The following is a 15,387-nucleotide window of genomic DNA, read 5'->3' as shown; positions in this document are numbered from 1 at the left end:
AGCCGGCGTCCGGTCGACCGGTTCGGTCATTCCCTTGCCCCCGTCTGTTCCCCACGGGGTCACAGGATAGGTGGAAACACGGCAAGGTCACGCGCCGGCAGGCGCTATCGTCACGACAGGCGGGCGTGGTGATCCAGAATGGCCGCGGCAACGGCTGCCGGAGCCTCGATCATCGGCAGATGGCCGACCCCCTCGATGTCGCGGCAGGTGGCGCCGGGGATCGCATCGGCGAGGCCGTGGACCACATCGGGCGGGCTCGCGAGATCTTCGGTTCCGGCGAGGCACAGCGTGGGGACGTCGATCTCGCCGACCCGGTCGCGCAGGTCGGTGTCGCGGATGGCGGCGCAGGCGGTGGCGTAGCCATCGGCCGGGGTGCGGGTCAGCATGGCGCGGTAGCCTTCCAGATCGACCGGGTGCTCGGTGCGGAAGCGATCGGAGAACCAGCGTTCGAGCACCGCATTCGCCATGCCGGCGAGGCCGATGCGGTCGAGCGTATCCAGCCGATCCTGCCAGCTTTGCGTGTCGCCGAGCCTGGCCGCGGTGTTCGACAGGATCAGGCCGGCGACCAGGTCAGGCCGAGACAGCGCGAGTGACTGAGCGATCATCCCGCCGATCGACACGCCGCAGATCAGCGCGCGCTCGATCCCGCACAGCGCCATCAGGCCGGCGGCGCATCGGGCGTAGCCCTCCATCGTCGTCGCGGCCGCCTGGCTGAGACCGTGGCCCGGCTTGTCCATCAGCAGAAGCGGCAGCTCGGCGGGCAGGCGGTCGATCACCCCCTCCCAGATGCGGAAATCGGTGCCGAGGGAGTTCAGAAATACCACTGGCAGCCCCACGCCCTCGCGGTGGCGGTAGTGGATCACCGTCCCGTCGATCCGCGCGAAGCTCATCCTAGCCCCAGAATTCGCCGCGCCTCGTCCGGCGCCGCAACGCTGCGGCCGTGGCTGCGGACGATCTTCGCGGCCCGCTCGACCAGCGCGGCGTTCGAGGGGGCAAGCGTGTTCCGGTCGAGGCGGATATTGTCCTCGAGCCCGGTGCGCAGGTGCCCGCCCGCTTCCGCGGCCCACTCGTTGATCTCGGCCTGGTGACGCCCGATCCCGGCGGCGCACCACGGCGCGTCCGGACCGAAGAGCGTCCTCACCGTCTCGACATAGAAATCGAAGACCCGCTTGTCGGCGGGCATGGCGTTCTTCACGCCCATGACGAACTGCACGTAGGGGCGCGAGGTCAGCTCTCCCCGGTCGTGCATCGCCTTCGCCTGGTAGATGTGGCTGAGGTCGAAGGCCTCGATCTCGGGCACGACGCCGTGCTCGCGCATTTCTGCGGCGAGCCATTCCACCAGGTCGGGCGGGTTCTCGTAGACGCGCGTCGGGAAGTTGTTCGACCCGACCGAGAGGGACGCCATGTCCGGCGCCAGCGACAGCATCCCGCCCCGCGCCTTGCCCGCGCCGGAGCGGCCGCCGGTCGAGAGCTGGACGATCATGCCCGGGCAGGCCTCTTCGATTCCGGCCTTGAGGTCGGCGAAGCGGGCGGGGTCGCTGGTCGGCTTCCCCTCGTCGTCGCGGACGTGGCAGTGGGCGATGGTCGCGCCCGCCTCGAACGCTTCGCGGGTCGAGGCGACCTGCTCGTCGATCGTCACCGGCACGGCCGGGTTGTCGGCCTTGGTCGGAACCGAACCGGTGATCGCGACGCAGATGATGGCGGGGTTGGGCATCAAGGTCCTCGGGCGTCAGATGTCGAGAAAGACGGTTTCCTGCGGGCCCTGCAGGTGGATGTCGAAGCGGTAAGCGTTCTCGCCCGTGGCCGAGGCGACCAGGGTGGCGCGGCGGTGAAGGTGTTCCACCATGCCAAGCAGCGGGTCGTCGTCATTCTCTTCGTCGGGGAAATACATCCGGGTGTGGAGGCCGATATTGATGCCCCGCGCCACGATCCAGATGTTCAGGTGCGGCGCCTGCGGCCTTGCATGGCGCCCGGGGATCACGCCGGGCTTGATCGTCTCGATGGTGAAGGTGCCGGTGTCGAGATCGGTGTGGCAGCGTCCGAACCCGGTGAAACCCTCATGCACCTCGTTCACGCGCGGATCCTCGGGATGGGCGTAGCGGCCTTCCGCATCGGCATGCCAGATCTCGAGCAGCGCGTCCTTGATCGGCGTGCCGGTCCCGTCGAGCACGCGACCCTCGATTGTGATGCGCGTGCCGGGCACGCCCTCGGCCGCGGGCACTTGTCCCAGCTCGGTCTCGAACACCTCGAAGCCGGCGACGCGGGGCATCATACCGATATGGACGAAGGGGCCGGCGGTCTGGGAAGGCGTTTCCTTGGGATATTCCAGCGGCATCACGCGCCCTCCAGCTTGTTTTCGAACATGGTCTGCCGGCGTCCCCGCAGCACGATGTCGAAGCGGTAGGCCAGGCTGTCGAGCGGCACCGACGCCTCGAGGTCCAGGGGCGCCACCAGCCGGTCGATGGCGGCCTGGTCGGGCACCGTGTTGGCGATGGGATCCTGGGCGCGCAGGGGGTCGCCCTCGAAATACATCTGGGTGATGAGGCGCTGGGTCATGCCGGCGCCGAAGATCGAGAAGTGGATATGCGCCATCCGCCACGAGTTCGAGAAACTGCGGAACGGGTAGGCGCCCGGCTTGACCGTGCGAAAGAAGTAGTAGCCGTCCTCGTCCGTGAGGCACCGCCCGCAGCCGCCGAAATTCGGGTCGACCGGGGCGAGGTAGCCGTCCTTCTTGTGCCGGTAGCGCCCGCCCGCGTTGGCCTGCCAGACCTCCAGAAGCGCACCCTTCACGGGGCGACCGTTCTGGTCCAGCACGCGGCCATGGACGATCGTGCGCTCGCCGATCGCTTCCTCGCCGGTGAAGTTGCGGATCAGGTCGTGGTCAAGCGGCCCCAAACCCGCGTGGGAGAAGGTCGGGCCGGTGATTTCGGACAGCGAGTTCTCGACCGACAGGAGCGGCAGGTTCGGGCTGCGCGCCACGGTCGTCTTGTAGTCGGGCGTGTAGGCGGGCGGGTGCCAGCGACGGTCGCGCTGGAAATACTCGGCAGTCATGGCTGCTCCTTCATCTCGGCGAACGTCTCGCGGGCGATCTTCAGCGCGTGGTTCGCGCGCGGCACTCCAGCGTAGATGGCGACATGCTGCAATGCCTCGGCGATGTCCTGCGGGCTTGCCCCGGTGCGGGCGGTGGCGCGGACATGCATGGCGATCTCTTCGAAATTGCCGGTGGCGGCAAGCAGGGCGATGGTCAGCATCGACCGCTCGCGCCGGCTGATTGCGTCCGAGGCCCACACCGTCCCCCACGCGCTTTCGGTGATGAGGTCCTGAAACGCGCTGTCGAACTCGGTCCGTTTCGCCTCGGCCCGGTCCACGTGGTCGTCGCCCAGAACGGAACGGCGCACGGCCATTCCCTGCGCGTGACGGTCTGTCATGTCCGGCGCCTCCATCTTTTTACCTCGCGGCTATATTGGCGCGTAGGAAACGGCATGGAAAGTGCGGTTTCGCGCCCTGGTCCATAGCCTGCGAGGTATGCTTCAGAAGGGGAGGCCCACGTAGTTCATCGCCATGGCGCGACGGGCGGCGTCGAGGTCGCGGAGGTTTTCAAGCTCCATTTCCTGCATTTTCTGGTCGAAATCGTCCTGATCCGGGAAGCGGTGCAGGATCGACGTCATCCACCACGAAAAGCGGATCGCCCGCCACACGCGCGTGAGCGCACGGTTTGAATAGCCGTCGAGTCCGCTGCCATCCCCCCGCTTGTAATGCGCGATCAACCCTTCGCTCAGGTAGTGCACGTCCGACATCGCCAGGTTCAGCCCCTTGGCGCCCGTGGGCGGCACGATATGGGCGGCGTCGCCGGCGAGGAACATCTTGCCGAACCGCATCGGCGCGCAGACGTAGCTGCGCAGCGGGGCGAGGGATTTCTCGATCGAGGGACCGGTCTCGAGGCCCTCGGCCACGTCATCGGGCAGACGCAACTTCAACTCCGTCCAGAAGGCGTCGTCGGACCAGTTGTCCGGCGAGTCGTCCATCGGGACCTGGATATAGTAGCGCGACAGCTGCGGGTTGCGCATCGAGGCAAGCGCGAAGCCGCGCGGGTGGTTGGCGTAGATCAGCTCTTCGGCGGCGGGGGCGGTGCGGGACAGGATGCCCAACCAGCCGAAGGGGTAGATGCGCTCCAGCTCGCGCTTCTTGTCGCCGGGAATCGCCTTGCGCGAGGCGCCGTGGAACCCGTCGCAGCCGGCGATGAAGTCGCAATCGATCCGGTGGGTCTCACCGTCCTTTTCGTAGGTGACATAGGGGTCGCCGTCGATGTCATGGGGTCTGACGTCCAGCGCCTCGTGGATTGCGTGCGCCCCGAGCGCGTCCTGCCCCGCATAGAGGTCCTGCGTCACCTCGGTCTGGCCATAGACCATGACGCTGTGGCCGCATTGCTCCTGGAAATCGACACGGAACTTGCCGCGTTCGGTGGACAGGTAGCAGCCCGCGTGGGGGTGACCCTCGCGCTCCATACGTTCGGCGATGCCGGCCCGGTGCATCATCTCGACCGTGCCGTGTTCGAGGACACCGGCGCGGATGCGCGACAGCACGTATTCACGGCTGCGCCGTTCCAGCACCACGGTCGCAATGCCCGCCCGGTTGAGCAGTTGCGACAGCATGAGGCCGGCGGGCCCGCCGCCAATGATCGCGACACTCGTGCGCATGGACTCCTCCCTCGTTCTCACCGCAAGGGTAGCGCCCCGCGGGTGCGACAGAATGGACGGGGCCGCCGAACTCTTGTACTTTCCCGGCATGAGCCAAGCTTCGGACTCCATTCCGGCCTATGATCTCTATGGCGAGACGCGGCTCTTTCCCGACATCATGCATTGCGAGCGGATCGTGGACCGTGCCAGCGGGCTCGGCTGGACGATCGCGCCGCACCGGCACGGCATCCTCCACCAGTTCTTCCACCTGGACGGGGCAGGGGCCGAGGTTTCCCTGGATGGCCACCGGATTCGGATCGAACGCCCGAGCCTCATCTCGGTGCCGCGTTTCGCCGTCCATGCCTTCCGCTTTCCCGGCGGGCAGGAGGGGCACGTCCTCAGCGTCCTGCCCGACACGCTGCCGGAACTGTTCGGCGATGCCCCGGAACCGTTGTCGCAGTGGCGGATGGTGCACGCGCCGGCGGGAATCGGCGCACTGTTCGACGCGATCCGCGGCGAACTGGCCGGGGCGCTGCCGCTCCGCAACGCGGTGCTGCGCGCGCGCGCGGTCGAGATCGCGGCGGCGGTCCTGCGATCCGAGGGCGAGGGCGGCGGCGACGCCCCCCCTCCTGCCCTGCGCCACATGCGGCGGTTCGAGGCGCTGATCCGCGCCGACCCGGCCGCGCGGCGCCCGGTCGGGGACTATGCTCGCGAGATCGGCGTCTCGGCCGAGCATCTGGGCCGGATCACGCGGGCCATGGCCGGCCAATCCCCAGCCCAATTCATCGATGCGCGGCGCATGCAGGAGGCGCGGCGGCACCTTGCCTATACCCGCCTCTCGGTCGCGTCGGTGGCCCATGCGCTTGGCTACGACGATCCGGCGTATTTTTCCCGCGCGTTCCGCCGGGCCGAGGGGGTCAGCCCCAGCGCCTACCGTGCCTCGCGGTCCGAGACTGCCTGACCGGGTCGGGGTGGGGCCGCGGCGCTCAGCGCGTCGTGCAGAAGGCGCAGGCCGGGGCTGTGGCGCTCGTTCGCCCGCGTTGTCATGCCGACCGCACCCGCAAGGAAAGGCGCGTCCAGCGGCCATGACACCAGCGTCCGGCGCTGCAATTCCCGTTCGACCACGCCGCGCGAGATGAACCACAGCATCTCCGACCCTTCGAGGAACCGCAGCGCGGGCGCGAGCGAGACCGTCTGCACCGAAACCTCGGGCTGCGTGACATGGATGGCGGTCAGGTAATCCTCGACCGCGCGTCGTATGATGGCGCTCTCGGGCGGCAGAATCAGCGGTGCGCGGCGCAGCGCCTCTTCGGCGGGACGCTCGCGAAGGGGGTGGTCCGGCCGGGCGACCAGGACGATTTCCTCGTCGTAGAGCCAGTGGAAGCGCAGCCCCGGCATCTCGGCCGTGTCGGGCATCCGCCCCAGCATCATGTCGATCCGGCCGGCACGCAGCTCTCCCAGAAGGTGAAGGTGCGATCCGGTGGTGATCGACAGCCGCATGTCGGGATGCTGCTTCAGGAACGGCAGCGCCACGTCGGGAAAGAAGCCGCCCGCTACGGTCGGCAGGACGCCGACCGACACCCGCCCCGGCGCGGCCCCCCGGACGGCTTCGGATCCGGCGTCGAGCGATTTGAGCGCCTGCGCGGCGTGGCGGCGGAACGTGTCGCCCCGCGTGGTCAGCGCGACCCCGCGCCCGGCCCGTTCCAGAAGCCGCGCGCCCACCATCGCCTCGAGGTCGGCCAGCGCCTTCGACACCGAGGGCTGCGCGATGCCCAACGCACGGGCTGCGGCCGAGATCGAGCCGGCCTCGGCAATTGCCAGAAAAATCCGCAGATGCCGCAGCTTCACGCCGGGATGTATAGTCATCTTGCTATGCCTCGCCGGTGGAATTTTACAGGTATGGCGGTCGAACCTGTGCAAATCTCGTCACGGGGGCCTACCGTCCCCCAAGACGAACCAGATTCTCGGGAGGATATCCATGTCGTTCAAGGCGCTCGCCCTCGGGGCTTCACTCTCCGCACTCATGGCCGGAGCGGTCAACGCGCAGGAGCATCAGTTTACGCTCCATCACTTCCTCGGGCCGCAGGCGCCCGCCCATACTCAGATGCTGGAGCCCTGGGCCCGTCAGGTCGAGGAGAACTCGGGCGGGCAGGTCGCCATCGAGATCTTCCCGTCCATGACCCTCGGCGGTCGTCCGCAAGAGCTGGTCGGCCAGGTTCGCGACGGCGTGGTCGACATGGCCTGGACGCTGAACGGCTATACGCCGGGCCTCTTCCCGCGCACCGAGGTGTTCGAGCTGCCGACGGTTTACGAGAACGACCCCGCCGCCGCCAACCTGGCGATGCGCGAGGTCTTCGACGAGCATCTGGCCGAGGAGTATCAGGGCCTCGAGGTCATGTTCCTGCATGTCCATGCGGGGCAGGGCATCCATACCGGCGACATCGAAGCCCGCGCGCCGTCGGACCTTGAAGGGACGTCGCTGCGCATCCCCTCGCGCTCGGGCTCTTGGGTGATCGAGGCGCTGGGGGCCCAGCCGGTCGCGATGCCGGTGCCGGAACTGCCGCAGGCGCTGCAGAAGGGCGTGGTCGACGGCGCGCTGATCCCGTGGGAGATCATCCCGGCGCTGAAGATCTTCGACCAGACCGAATACCAGATCGAAGGCCCGAACAAGGAGCGCCTCGGCACGTCCGTCTTCCAGGTCTCGATGAACCAGGGCCGCTGGGACGGGTTGCCCGAGGACATCAAGCAGGCCTTCCGCGATGCCAGCGGCGAGGACTTCCTGCGCGAGATGGGCGAGGTCTGGCGCCAGGCCGACGAGAACGGCATCGCGGTCGCGGTCGAGAACGGCAACACCCACATCCAGCTGACCGAAGAGGAATGGTCGGCCTTCGAAGAGGCCGTCGCCCCGGTCGTCGAGCGCTGGACCGAAGAGACGTCGGGACAGGGCATCGACGGTCAGGCATTGGCGGAAACCGCCCGCAACGCCATCGAGGCTGCGCAGACCGAATGAACGACGCCCGGAACACGCCGGCCGAGGGGATCCTCGGCCGGATCGTCATCGCCTGGGCGCTGGTCGGCTGCGGGCTTCTGGCCGTGGTCGTCGCCGTCAACGTCTGGGCGGTGATCGGCCCCCTCGTCGGCCTGCCCTTCGCCGGAGATTTCGAGCTGACCGAGATGGGCGTGGCCGTCGCCGTCTTCACCTTCCTGCCTTACTGCCAATTGACCGGCCAGAACGTGTCGGCCGACATCTTCACCGCGCGGGCCGGCAGGCGGGTCGTGGCGGTGCTGTCGGCGGGCGGGTCGCTGCTGGCGCTGGGCTTCGGCGCTGTTCTGCTCTGGCGGATGTGGGCGGGGCTTCTGGACCAGAAGGCCTATTCCTACGCGACCACGATCCTGCAGGTGCCGGTCTGGTGGGCCTTCGTGCCGATCCTGATCTCGCTTTTCATGCTGATGCTCGCCGCGATCGCCACCCTTACCCACGACCTGTCGGAGGCCCGCTGATGGATCCCGTCTTCGTCGGGATGATCGGACTGTTGGTCCTGATCGCCCTGATCGCCCTGCGGATGCCCATCGGCTACGCGATGATCCTCGTCGGGGCAGGGGGCATCATATCGCTTAACGGCCCCGGCATCCTGCTGAGCCAGCTCAAGACGCTCGCCTACGGGCAGTTCTCGATCTACGACCTGTCGGTGGTGCCAATGTTCATCCTGATGGGGGCGCTGGCGACCCGGACGGGGTTGTCGCGCGACCTGTTCCGGGCGGCGAACGCATGGTTCGGGTGGATGCGGGGCGGCACGGCCATGGCCTCGATTGCCGCCTGCGCGGGGTTTGGCGCGGTTTGCGGCTCGTCGCTGGCGACCGCCTCGACCATGGGCAAGGTCGCGCTGCCCGAGCTGCGCCGCTTCGGCTATTCGCCCGCCCTCGCCACCGGCTCCATCGCCGCCGGGGGGGTGTTGGGCATCCTGATCCCGCCCTCGGTCGCGCTGGTGGTCTACGCCATCATCGTCGAGGCCAACATCGTCTCGATGTTCGCCGCCGCCCTGTTCCCGGGCCTCATCGCGGTGCTGATGTTCCTCGTGACCATCGCGATCTACGTCCGCATCTTCCCGGAATCCGGACCGGCCCACGGGGCCGAGGACAAGGCCGCGTTCTGGGCTGCCACCCGCGGTATCGTGCCGACGCTGGTCGTGTTCGGCATCGTGATCGGCGGCATCTACGCCGGCCTCTACAACCCCACGCCGGCTGCGGCGATCGGGGTCTTCGTCGTCTTCGTCTTCGGGCTGCTGCGCGGGTCGATGTCGTGGCAGGACATGCGCGAATCCGCGCTCGAGACGGCGGCGACGAGCGGCATGATCTACCTGATCCTGCTGGGGGCAGAGCTTCTCAAGATCTTCATGTCCCGCGCCCGGGTGCCGCAGGCGGCGGCGGAGTGGGCGGTGAACTCGAACCTGACGCCGATGATGGTGCTGCTGATCCTGCTGATCGCGCTGATCCTGCTGGGCTGCCTGATGGACTCGCTGTCGATGATCCTGCTGGTGCTGCCCTTCTTCTGGCCGGTCCTGTCCGAGATCAACGGCGGCGCGCTGCAAGGCGCCGAGGGTGCCGCCTTCGGCATGTCCACTGAAGAGCTGAAGATCTGGTTCGGGATATTGGCGCTGGTGGTGGTCGAGCTTGGCCTCATCACGCCGCCCGTGGGGATGAACGTCTTCGTCATCTCGTCGCTGGCGCGGGACGTGCCGATGATGACCACGTTCCGCGGGGTCGCCCCCTTCTTCGCGTCCGAGATCGTGCGCGTCGTCATCCTGATCGCGTTCCCGACCCTGTCCCTCTGGCTGCCGAGGGTGCTTTCGGGCTAACCGTGCCTGGCGTCCCGGACCGCGCGCTCGATCTCCACCCGGCGGCGCATGTCGGTCTCGGCGATCTCGGCCAGGATCGCGCGGCGCTTCGTGCGGTCGGTCTCGGCCGAAAGCGTGGCGCGCAATGCCTCCAGTTTGCGGGCCAGGACAACCACGGGAGGCGTATAGCCGCTCTCGCGCAGGGATTTCGGCACGACCGGGTCGCCCGGCTCGAATGGCAGGCGCTCGCCCGCGTGCGGCAGGTCGTCGAACGCGCCTTCTTCCATGGCGCGTTCGATGCGCTCGAGAGCCAGTCTTTCGAAAAACAGCATGGGCGCAATGTTGTTCGGCCCATGCCGCGGTGCAAGATCAGACGCGCACGAAACCCAGGCTGTAGGGGTGGATTTCGAAGGTCGGGTGCTGCTCGGCCCCGACGATCGCGCTGTCGTAGTGCCGATAGGTCGCGCGCCAGTAGGGCTGGATGACCACGCCTTCCTCGCGCAGGATGGTCTCGAGCTGCGCCATCAGTTCGGACCGCGCGCCGGCATCCGCGATGCCCTGCGCCTCTTGCAGGATGCGGTCGAACTCCTCGTCGGAAAACGCGGTCTCGTTCCAGGTCGCGTCGGACTTGTAGGCCAGCGACAGCGTCTGGATGCCCAGCGGGCGGTGCCCCCAATCGGTGGTGGACAGGGGATACTGCAACCAATTGTTCCAGAACGTCGTGCCCGGCACCACGCTGCGCTCGACCGACATGCCCGCATCGCGCAGCATGGCCGCCGTGGCATCCGCCGTGTTCCGGCGCCAGTCATCGTCGAGCGAGATGATCTCGAACACGTGGTCGGTCTGCCCTGCCTCTTCCAGCAGCGCCATGGCGCGCTCGGGATCGTATTCCGATGGCCCGATATCGGCATAGTCGGGCTGGATCGGCGCCACATGGTGGTTCGCGGCGACCTCGCCGCGCCCGGAATAGCCGAGTTCGAGCAGCGTCGTATTGTCGGTGGCCAGTTGCAGTGCGCGGCGGACCCGCACGTCGCCATAGGGTTCGTGGTTCTGGTTCGCACGGATGACGAGGGTGCCCGAGGTGACGGCCTCGGACCGATCCCAGCCCAACGTGTCGAAGAGGTCGATGAATTCGCCCACCGTCTCGTAGACCATGTCCACCTCGCCGGCATCGGCGGCGGCGAACCACGAGGCAGGATCGGTGCCGTAGTCGATGAACTCGATCCGGTCGAGCGTCGCCGGCCCATACACCTCGGTGCCCCACCAGTCGTGATCCGTGTTCTTCTCGATCGCGCCCCGCACGCCGACCTCGTATTCGGCTGGGCGATAGGGACCCGTTCCCTTGGTTTCCAGCGGGTCGCCGCCGAAATCCTGCGGCACGATCGCGGCAGGGAAGTCCGAGAACGAGGCGATCAGCGTGACGTCGGGAAAGCTCAGGGACAGGCGGACCGTGTCATCGCCCTCGACCGTCACGGCATCGTCGCGGACCTGGTTGGTCTCTTCGTCGACCAGGGCGCTGAAGCGGGTCGCCATGGCATTCTCCGCGGCCGTGCCGTCGCACCAGCGGCGGATGTTGAAGGCGACGTCCTCGGCGGTGAAGGCGGTGCCGTCCGACCAGGTGACGCCGGGGCGGACGCGCAGGACGTAGCTGGTGGCGTCGTCGTCGATCTCCCAGCTTTCGAGCAGCATGGGGGTGAGCGCACCGTCGCGCTCGTAGCGGACGAGGTATTCGAGCCACCCGCGGGTGATGTTGGCCAACTGCGGCCAGTCATAGGCTCGGGGGTCCTTCAGGGCGCGGACGTCCTGCTGGATACGCAGGGTGCCCCCCTCCTGGCGCTCCTGCGCCTGGGCCCGGGGCGCCGACAGGCCGATCAGGCCATAGGCGGCGCTGGCCGTCAGGCCGAGCGAGGTCGCGCGTGTCAGGAATTCACGGCGCGACAGCCGCCCCCCGGCGACCTCCGCGGCGAGGGTGAGGGCATGGGGGTGGCGCATGGGTCCGCTCCGCGTTTTGTCGGGTCCACGAACGAGTTAGGGTCGAGACCGCGCGCGTCGAGCGGAAAGCCGCCGCAGGTCCGGGAAAACGAACGTCGCGCCCGGCGCCCGCAGCCGTGACTTGACCCCGCCGCCCTGATCCCCCAAGCCTCCGCCGACCTTTGGACGGACCCCAGACCATGGCGAACCCCGCCCCCTTTTCGCGTTTCGAGTGGATGATCGCCTGGCGCTACCTGCGCGCCCGCCGGGCCGAGGGCGGCGTGTCCGTCATGACCTGGATCAGCCTGATCGGCATCACGCTGGCCGTTTTCGCCCTGATCGCGACTCTTGCCGTGCGCTCGGGCTTCCGGTCGGAATTCGTGGACACGATCCTTGGGGCGAACGCCCACGCCACGATCTATTCGGCGGGTCAGGGGACCGAGGGCGCGGCCGGCACGCGCTACATCGAGGATTACGCCGCGATGGCCGACCGCATCCGCGAGGTGCCGGGGGTCGAACGGGTGGCGCCGCTGGTCAAGGGGCAGGTCATGACCAGCTTCAACGGCGCCACCTCGGGCGTCGAGGTTCACGGCATCCGCGCCGAGGATCTGCAGGGTGTGCGCCGCGTGGTCGAACCGATCGAAAGCTGGGGCGACCTGTCCCGCTTCGGGGCCGAGGGCGTGGCCGGCATCGCCATCGGCTCGGGCGTGGCGCGCGAGTTGAACGTGGCGGTTGGCGACGTGATCCGCCTGATCTCGCCCGACGGGGCGCAGACGCCCTTCGGAACCACCCCCCGCGTATCGAACTACGAGGTCCTCTACGTCTTCACCGCCGGGCGCTACGACATCGACCGGACCCGGGTCTACATGCCCTTCGCCGAGGCGCAGACCTACTTCAACGCAGACGGCGTGGCGACCGAGCTCGAGGTGATCGTCGACGACCCCGAGGCGATCGACGCCTACACCATGCCGATCCTGCGAGCGGCCGGGCCGGACGCGATCCTGTGGACGTGGCGCGATGCGTCGGGGTCGTTCCTGCGCGCGCTCGACATCGAGGACAACGTGATGTTCGTGATCCTGTCGATCCTCGTGCTGATTGCCACGATGAACATCGTCTCGGGACTCATCATGCTGGTGAAGAACAAGGGCCGCGACATCGGCATCCTGCGCACCATCGGCCTGACCGAAGGCTCGATCCTGCGGGTGTTCTTCATCTGCGGCGCGTTGACGGGGGTAATCGGCACGGCGCTTGGCGTGGCTTTGGGGTGCCTTTTCGCGCTCTATATCGACCCGATCTTCTCGGCCGTGAACTGGATGTCGGGGGGCAACGCGTGGGACCCGTCGATCCGGGGGATCTATGCCCTCCCGGCCGAACTGCAGTGGGGCGACGTGCTGTCGGCGGTGGTGCTGTCGCTCGGCCTCAGCTTCGTGGTCACGATCTTTCCCGCCCGCCGCGCGGCGCGGATGAACCCGGTGGAGGCGCTGCGCTATGAGTGAACCCGCGCTGGAGCTTCGCGACATCCACAAGGGCTACAACCACGGCACCCCGAAGGAGGTGCAGGTCCTGCGCGGCGTGTCCCTGCGCGTGGCCCAGGGCGAGGTCGTGTCGATGGTCGCGCCCTCTGGGGCCGGCAAGTCCACGCTTCTGCATATCGCGGGGCTGCTGGATTCGGCGGACGAGGGGCGCGTCATCCTCGGCGGCGAGGACATGACCGACCTTGGCGACCGGCGCCGAACGCGGGCGCGGCGCGATCACGTCGGCTTCATCTACCAGTTCCACCACCTCCTGCCCGAGTTCACGGCAGAGGAGAACATCATCCTCCCCCAGCTCGCCGCGGGCACGTCGCAGGCCGAGGCCGCCAGGCGCGCGCGCAACCTTCTCGAGATCGTGGGCGTGGGGCACCGGGCCGATCACCGTCCCTCGGCGCTGTCGGGTGGCGAGCAGCAGCGCGTGGCGTTCTGCCGCGCGCTTGCCAACGAGCCGCGCGTGCTGCTGGCGGACGAGCCGACCGGTAACCTCGATCCCGGGACATCCGAGACGGTGTTCGGCGCGCTGATGGACCTCGTGCGTGAGACGGGGCTGTCGGCCCTGATCGCCACCCACAACCTCGAACTGGCGGCGCGCATGGACCGGTCGCTGCGGCTGACAGAGGGCCGGTTCGCCTGATCAGGCCAGGGCGGCGTCGATGGCGTCGGTCACACGGTCGGCAAGCGTCTCGATCTCGGTCTGCGAGATGATGAAGGGCGGGGCGAGAAGGATATGGTCGCCGCGCCGCCCGTCGATCGTGCCGCCGGCGGGATAGCAGATCAACCCGCGTGCCATCGCTTCAGCCTTCACCCTCACGTGCAGCTTGCGATCGGGGTCGAAGGGCGCCTTGGTTTCGCGATCCGCGACAAGTTCGATGCCCCGAAACAGGCCGCGGCCGCGGATGTCGCCGACATGGGCGTGACTGCCCAGCCGGTCGGTCAGTGCCGCCACCAGCGCCTCGCCCTTCGCGGGCACCCCTGCAACGAGCCCGTCATCCACCAGCCGCTGAAGAACCGCATGGGCCGCGGCGGCGGCGAGAGGATGCGCGTGATAGGTGTGGCCGTGCTGGAATGCACCCGATCCACCCTCGATCGCGTCGTGGATGCGCTGGCTGGCCAGCATCGCGCCGATTGGGACGTAGCCGGCGCCGAGGCCCTTGGCGATGGTCACGAGGTCGGGGGCGATGCCGTCCTGCTCGCAGGCGAAAAGGGTGCCGGTGCGGCCCATCCCGCACATCACCTCGTCGAGGATCAGGAGCACCCCGTGGCGGTCGCAGATCTCGCGGATGCGCTTGAAGTAGCCGGGCACGGGGGCGAGGGCACCGGCCGTGGCGCCGACGACCGGCTCGGCGATGAAGGCCATCACCGTCTCGGGGCCGAGGCGCTCGATCTCGGCCTCGAGCTCGTTCGCCGCGCGCAGCCCGTAATCTTCGGCGCTCTCGTCCGGGCGCTGGTCTCGGTAGGGGTAGCAGGGCGCGATGTGGTGGCACTCGATCAGCAGGGGCGCGTATTTCTCGCGCCGCCATGCGTTGCCACCCGCCGCCAGCGCGCCCAGAGTGTTGCCGTGATAGCTTTGCCGGCGGGCGATGATCTTCGACCGCTGCGGCTCGCCGACCTCAAGGAAATATTGCCGGGCGAGCTTCAGCGCGGCTTCGACGGCCTCGGACCCGCCGGACACGGGGTAGACCCGCGCGATCCCCTCGGGCGCGTTCTCGATCAGCTTGGCCGCCAGCGCCTCGGCCGGTTCGGAGGTGAAGAACCCGGTATGGGCGAAGGACAGACGCTCGATCTGGGCGGTCATGGCCGACCGCACATGGGCGTCGGAATGGCCGAGGCAGGACACCGCCGCGCCGCCCGAGCCGTCGAGATATCGCTTGCCCTCGGCGTCGATCAGCCAGCAGCCCTCGCCCGCGACCGCCATGGGCAGCGCCTTGGACGATCGGCCGAAGACCGCGCTAACCACGGACGATGAAGACGGACTGCGGGGCGTGGCGCACGACCCGCGCGGCGTTCGGGCCCAGCAGGTATTCCGACACGTGCGGCTTCTTCGCGCCGATGACGATGGTGTCCACGCCAAGCCGGGCGGCCGCGCGGATGATCTCGTCATAGATGCGGCCGTGGGTGACGTGGGGGTGCACCTCTTGTTCGTCGGGGATGTGCGACCGGGTCCAGTCCGAAAGCTGTTCGCCCACGTCGTGCAGCGCCCGCTTGATGAAGCCCTCGCCGAAGTAGTTGCCGACCATCGACATGCCGAAATTCGGGATGACGGTCTGGACATGCAGCACCCCGCCCGACGCAAGGTCGAGCGCGCGGGGCAGGGCGTTCTCCCACGTGGCGGAATCGGTGAGGTCGATGGGCAGGAGGATGGTCTGGGTCATG

General features: G+C 68.2%; 17 protein-coding genes. 6 read left to right on the top strand and 11 right to left on the bottom strand.

Features of this window, described 5'->3' with window-relative positions:
- Window positions 1-110 precede the first annotated feature (110 nt).
- From pcaD to pobA, 6 genes are all read right to left on the bottom strand, one after another.
- Entirely contained in the window at window positions 111-890 is a 780-nt protein-coding gene (pcaD, locus tag PAM7066_RS04135) for a 3-oxoadipate enol-lactonase (protein ID WP_085852886.1), read from the bottom strand.
- Entirely contained in the window at window positions 887-1,714 is an 828-nt protein-coding gene (locus tag PAM7066_RS04130) for a 3-oxoadipate:acetyl-CoA acetyltransferase (RefSeq protein WP_085852885.1), read from the bottom strand. Before PAM7066_RS04130 ends, pcaD begins: the two co-directional genes overlap by 4 nt.
- Window positions 1,715-1,729: 15 nt before the next feature.
- A complete protein-coding gene (gene pcaG, locus PAM7066_RS04125) occupies window positions 1,730-2,335 on the bottom strand; it encodes a protocatechuate 3,4-dioxygenase subunit alpha (protein WP_085852884.1) in 606 nt (201 codons plus the stop codon).
- The gene (gene pcaH, locus PAM7066_RS04120; protein WP_085852883.1) at window positions 2,335-3,051 is read right to left on the bottom strand and encodes a protocatechuate 3,4-dioxygenase subunit beta; all 717 of its coding nucleotides are present in this window, start codon (window positions 3,049-3,051) and stop codon (window positions 2,335-2,337) included. The genes pcaG and pcaH overlap by 1 nt, the downstream gene beginning before the upstream one ends.
- The gene (pcaC, locus tag PAM7066_RS04115) at window positions 3,048-3,428 is read right to left on the bottom strand and encodes a 4-carboxymuconolactone decarboxylase (protein ID WP_085853275.1); all 381 of its coding nucleotides are present in this window, start codon (window positions 3,426-3,428) and stop codon (window positions 3,048-3,050) included. The genes pcaH and pcaC overlap by 4 nt, the downstream gene beginning before the upstream one ends.
- Before the next feature lie 102 nt (window positions 3,429-3,530).
- Complete coding sequence (gene pobA / locus PAM7066_RS04110) at window positions 3,531-4,697, bottom strand: 4-hydroxybenzoate 3-monooxygenase (RefSeq protein WP_085852882.1); 1,167 nt, start codon at window positions 4,695-4,697, stop codon at window positions 3,531-3,533.
- Window positions 4,698-4,785: 88 nt separating this feature from the next.
- Here pobA and PAM7066_RS19505 point away from each other — a divergent pair, with 88 nt between their 5' ends.
- Window positions 4,786-5,637: a helix-turn-helix domain-containing protein gene (locus PAM7066_RS19505; protein WP_276326062.1), complete on the top strand. Its 852-nt coding sequence runs from the start codon at window positions 4,786-4,788 to the stop codon at window positions 5,635-5,637.
- Here PAM7066_RS19505 and PAM7066_RS04100 read toward each other — a convergent pair.
- The gene (locus PAM7066_RS04100; protein WP_085852881.1) at window positions 5,607-6,542 is read right to left on the bottom strand and encodes a LysR substrate-binding domain-containing protein; all 936 of its coding nucleotides are present in this window, start codon (window positions 6,540-6,542) and stop codon (window positions 5,607-5,609) included. The two genes, PAM7066_RS19505 and PAM7066_RS04100, sit on opposite strands and share 31 nt — an antisense overlap.
- A gap of 112 nt (window positions 6,543-6,654) precedes the next feature.
- Here PAM7066_RS04100 and PAM7066_RS04095 point away from each other — a divergent pair, with 112 nt between their 5' ends.
- Genes PAM7066_RS04095 through PAM7066_RS04085 form a run of 3 tightly spaced genes read left to right on the top strand, consistent with a single transcriptional unit; the run spans window position 6,655 to window position 9,532 of the window.
- A complete protein-coding gene (locus PAM7066_RS04095; RefSeq protein ID WP_085852880.1) occupies window positions 6,655-7,686 on the top strand; it encodes a TRAP transporter substrate-binding protein in 1,032 nt (343 codons plus the stop codon).
- The gene (locus PAM7066_RS04090) at window positions 7,683-8,177 is read left to right on the top strand and encodes a TRAP transporter small permease (RefSeq protein ID WP_085852879.1); all 495 of its coding nucleotides are present in this window, start codon (window positions 7,683-7,685) and stop codon (window positions 8,175-8,177) included. The genes PAM7066_RS04095 and PAM7066_RS04090 overlap by 4 nt, the downstream gene beginning before the upstream one ends.
- A complete protein-coding gene (locus PAM7066_RS04085) occupies window positions 8,177-9,532 on the top strand; it encodes a TRAP transporter large permease (RefSeq protein WP_085852878.1) in 1,356 nt (451 codons plus the stop codon). Before PAM7066_RS04090 ends, PAM7066_RS04085 begins: the two co-directional genes overlap by 1 nt.
- Here PAM7066_RS04085 and PAM7066_RS04080 read toward each other — a convergent pair.
- On the bottom strand, window positions 9,529-9,843 hold the full coding sequence (locus PAM7066_RS04080; protein WP_085852877.1) for a DnaJ family domain-containing protein: 315 nt from the start codon (window positions 9,841-9,843) through the stop codon (window positions 9,529-9,531). The genes PAM7066_RS04085 and PAM7066_RS04080 overlap by 4 nt on opposite strands.
- A gap of 37 nt (window positions 9,844-9,880) precedes the next feature.
- Window positions 9,881-11,503, bottom strand: coding sequence for an ABC transporter substrate-binding protein (locus PAM7066_RS04075; protein ID WP_085852876.1), 1,623 nt, complete (start codon window positions 11,501-11,503; stop codon window positions 9,881-9,883).
- 179 nt (window positions 11,504-11,682) lie between these two features.
- On the opposite strand from PAM7066_RS04075, the gene PAM7066_RS04070 reads away from it, so the two are divergent.
- Both PAM7066_RS04070 and PAM7066_RS04065 read left to right on the top strand, forming a co-directional pair.
- Window positions 11,683-12,978 (top strand): lipoprotein-releasing ABC transporter permease subunit, encoded by a 1,296-nt coding sequence (locus tag PAM7066_RS04070; protein WP_085852875.1) that lies wholly within the window; start codon window positions 11,683-11,685, stop codon window positions 12,976-12,978.
- Window positions 12,971-13,648, top strand: coding sequence for an ABC transporter ATP-binding protein (locus tag PAM7066_RS04065; protein ID WP_085852874.1), 678 nt, complete (start codon window positions 12,971-12,973; stop codon window positions 13,646-13,648). Before PAM7066_RS04070 ends, PAM7066_RS04065 begins: the two co-directional genes overlap by 8 nt.
- Here PAM7066_RS04065 and PAM7066_RS04060 read toward each other — a convergent pair whose 3' ends face one another.
- Both PAM7066_RS04060 and PAM7066_RS04055 read right to left on the bottom strand, forming a co-directional pair.
- On the bottom strand, window positions 13,649-14,971 hold the full coding sequence (locus PAM7066_RS04060) for an aspartate aminotransferase family protein (protein WP_090928756.1): 1,323 nt from the start codon (window positions 14,969-14,971) through the stop codon (window positions 13,649-13,651).
- Window positions 14,964-15,386, bottom strand: coding sequence for a universal stress protein (locus PAM7066_RS04055; RefSeq protein WP_085852872.1), 423 nt, complete (start codon window positions 15,384-15,386; stop codon window positions 14,964-14,966). Before PAM7066_RS04055 ends, PAM7066_RS04060 begins: the two co-directional genes overlap by 8 nt.
- Window position 15,387: the final 1 nt, after the last annotated feature.

The sequence above is a fragment of the Palleronia marisminoris genome, assembly GCF_900172315.1.
GTDB lineage: Bacteria > Pseudomonadota > Alphaproteobacteria > Rhodobacterales > Rhodobacteraceae > Palleronia > Palleronia marisminoris.
Note: the sequence above shows the minus strand (reverse complement) of the source record. Positions and strands in the feature narration are given on the sequence as shown.

Excerpts from the sequence above, each read along its gene's own strand:
- PAM7066_RS04055 (WP_085852872.1), bottom strand. The coding sequence starts at position 15,386 with ATGACCCAGACCATCCTCCTGCCCATCGACCTCACCGATTCCGCCACG.
- pcaH (WP_085852883.1), bottom strand. The coding sequence starts at position 3,051 with ATGACTGCCGAGTATTTCCAGCGCGACCGTCGCTGGCACCCGCCCGCC.
- pcaG (WP_085852884.1), bottom strand. The coding sequence starts at position 2,335 with ATGCCGCTGGAATATCCCAAGGAAACGCCTTCCCAGACCGCCGGCCCC.
- pobA (WP_085852882.1), bottom strand. The coding sequence starts at position 4,697 with ATGCGCACGAGTGTCGCGATCATTGGCGGCGGGCCCGCCGGCCTCATG.
- PAM7066_RS04130 (WP_085852885.1), bottom strand. The coding sequence starts at position 1,714 with ATGCCCAACCCCGCCATCATCTGCGTCGCGATCACCGGTTCGGTTCCG.
- PAM7066_RS04080 (WP_085852877.1), bottom strand. The coding sequence starts at position 9,843 with ATGCTGTTTTTCGAAAGACTGGCTCTCGAGCGCATCGAACGCGCCATG.
- PAM7066_RS04085 (WP_085852878.1), top strand. The coding sequence starts at position 8,177 with ATGGATCCCGTCTTCGTCGGGATGATCGGACTGTTGGTCCTGATCGCC.
- PAM7066_RS04070 (WP_085852875.1), top strand. The coding sequence starts at position 11,683 with ATGGCGAACCCCGCCCCCTTTTCGCGTTTCGAGTGGATGATCGCCTGG.
- PAM7066_RS19505 (WP_276326062.1), top strand. The coding sequence starts at position 4,786 with ATGAGCCAAGCTTCGGACTCCATTCCGGCCTATGATCTCTATGGCGAG.
- PAM7066_RS04100 (WP_085852881.1), bottom strand. The coding sequence starts at position 6,542 with ATGACTATACATCCCGGCGTGAAGCTGCGGCATCTGCGGATTTTTCTG.
- PAM7066_RS04065 (WP_085852874.1), top strand. The coding sequence starts at position 12,971 with ATGAGTGAACCCGCGCTGGAGCTTCGCGACATCCACAAGGGCTACAAC.
- PAM7066_RS04095 (WP_085852880.1), top strand. The coding sequence starts at position 6,655 with ATGTCGTTCAAGGCGCTCGCCCTCGGGGCTTCACTCTCCGCACTCATG.
- pcaD (WP_085852886.1), bottom strand. The coding sequence starts at position 890 with ATGAGCTTCGCGCGGATCGACGGGACGGTGATCCACTACCGCCACCGC.
- pcaC (WP_085853275.1), bottom strand. The coding sequence starts at position 3,428 with ATGACAGACCGTCACGCGCAGGGAATGGCCGTGCGCCGTTCCGTTCTG.
- PAM7066_RS04090 (WP_085852879.1), top strand. The coding sequence starts at position 7,683 with ATGAACGACGCCCGGAACACGCCGGCCGAGGGGATCCTCGGCCGGATC.
- PAM7066_RS04075 (WP_085852876.1), bottom strand. The coding sequence starts at position 11,503 with ATGCGCCACCCCCATGCCCTCACCCTCGCCGCGGAGGTCGCCGGGGGG.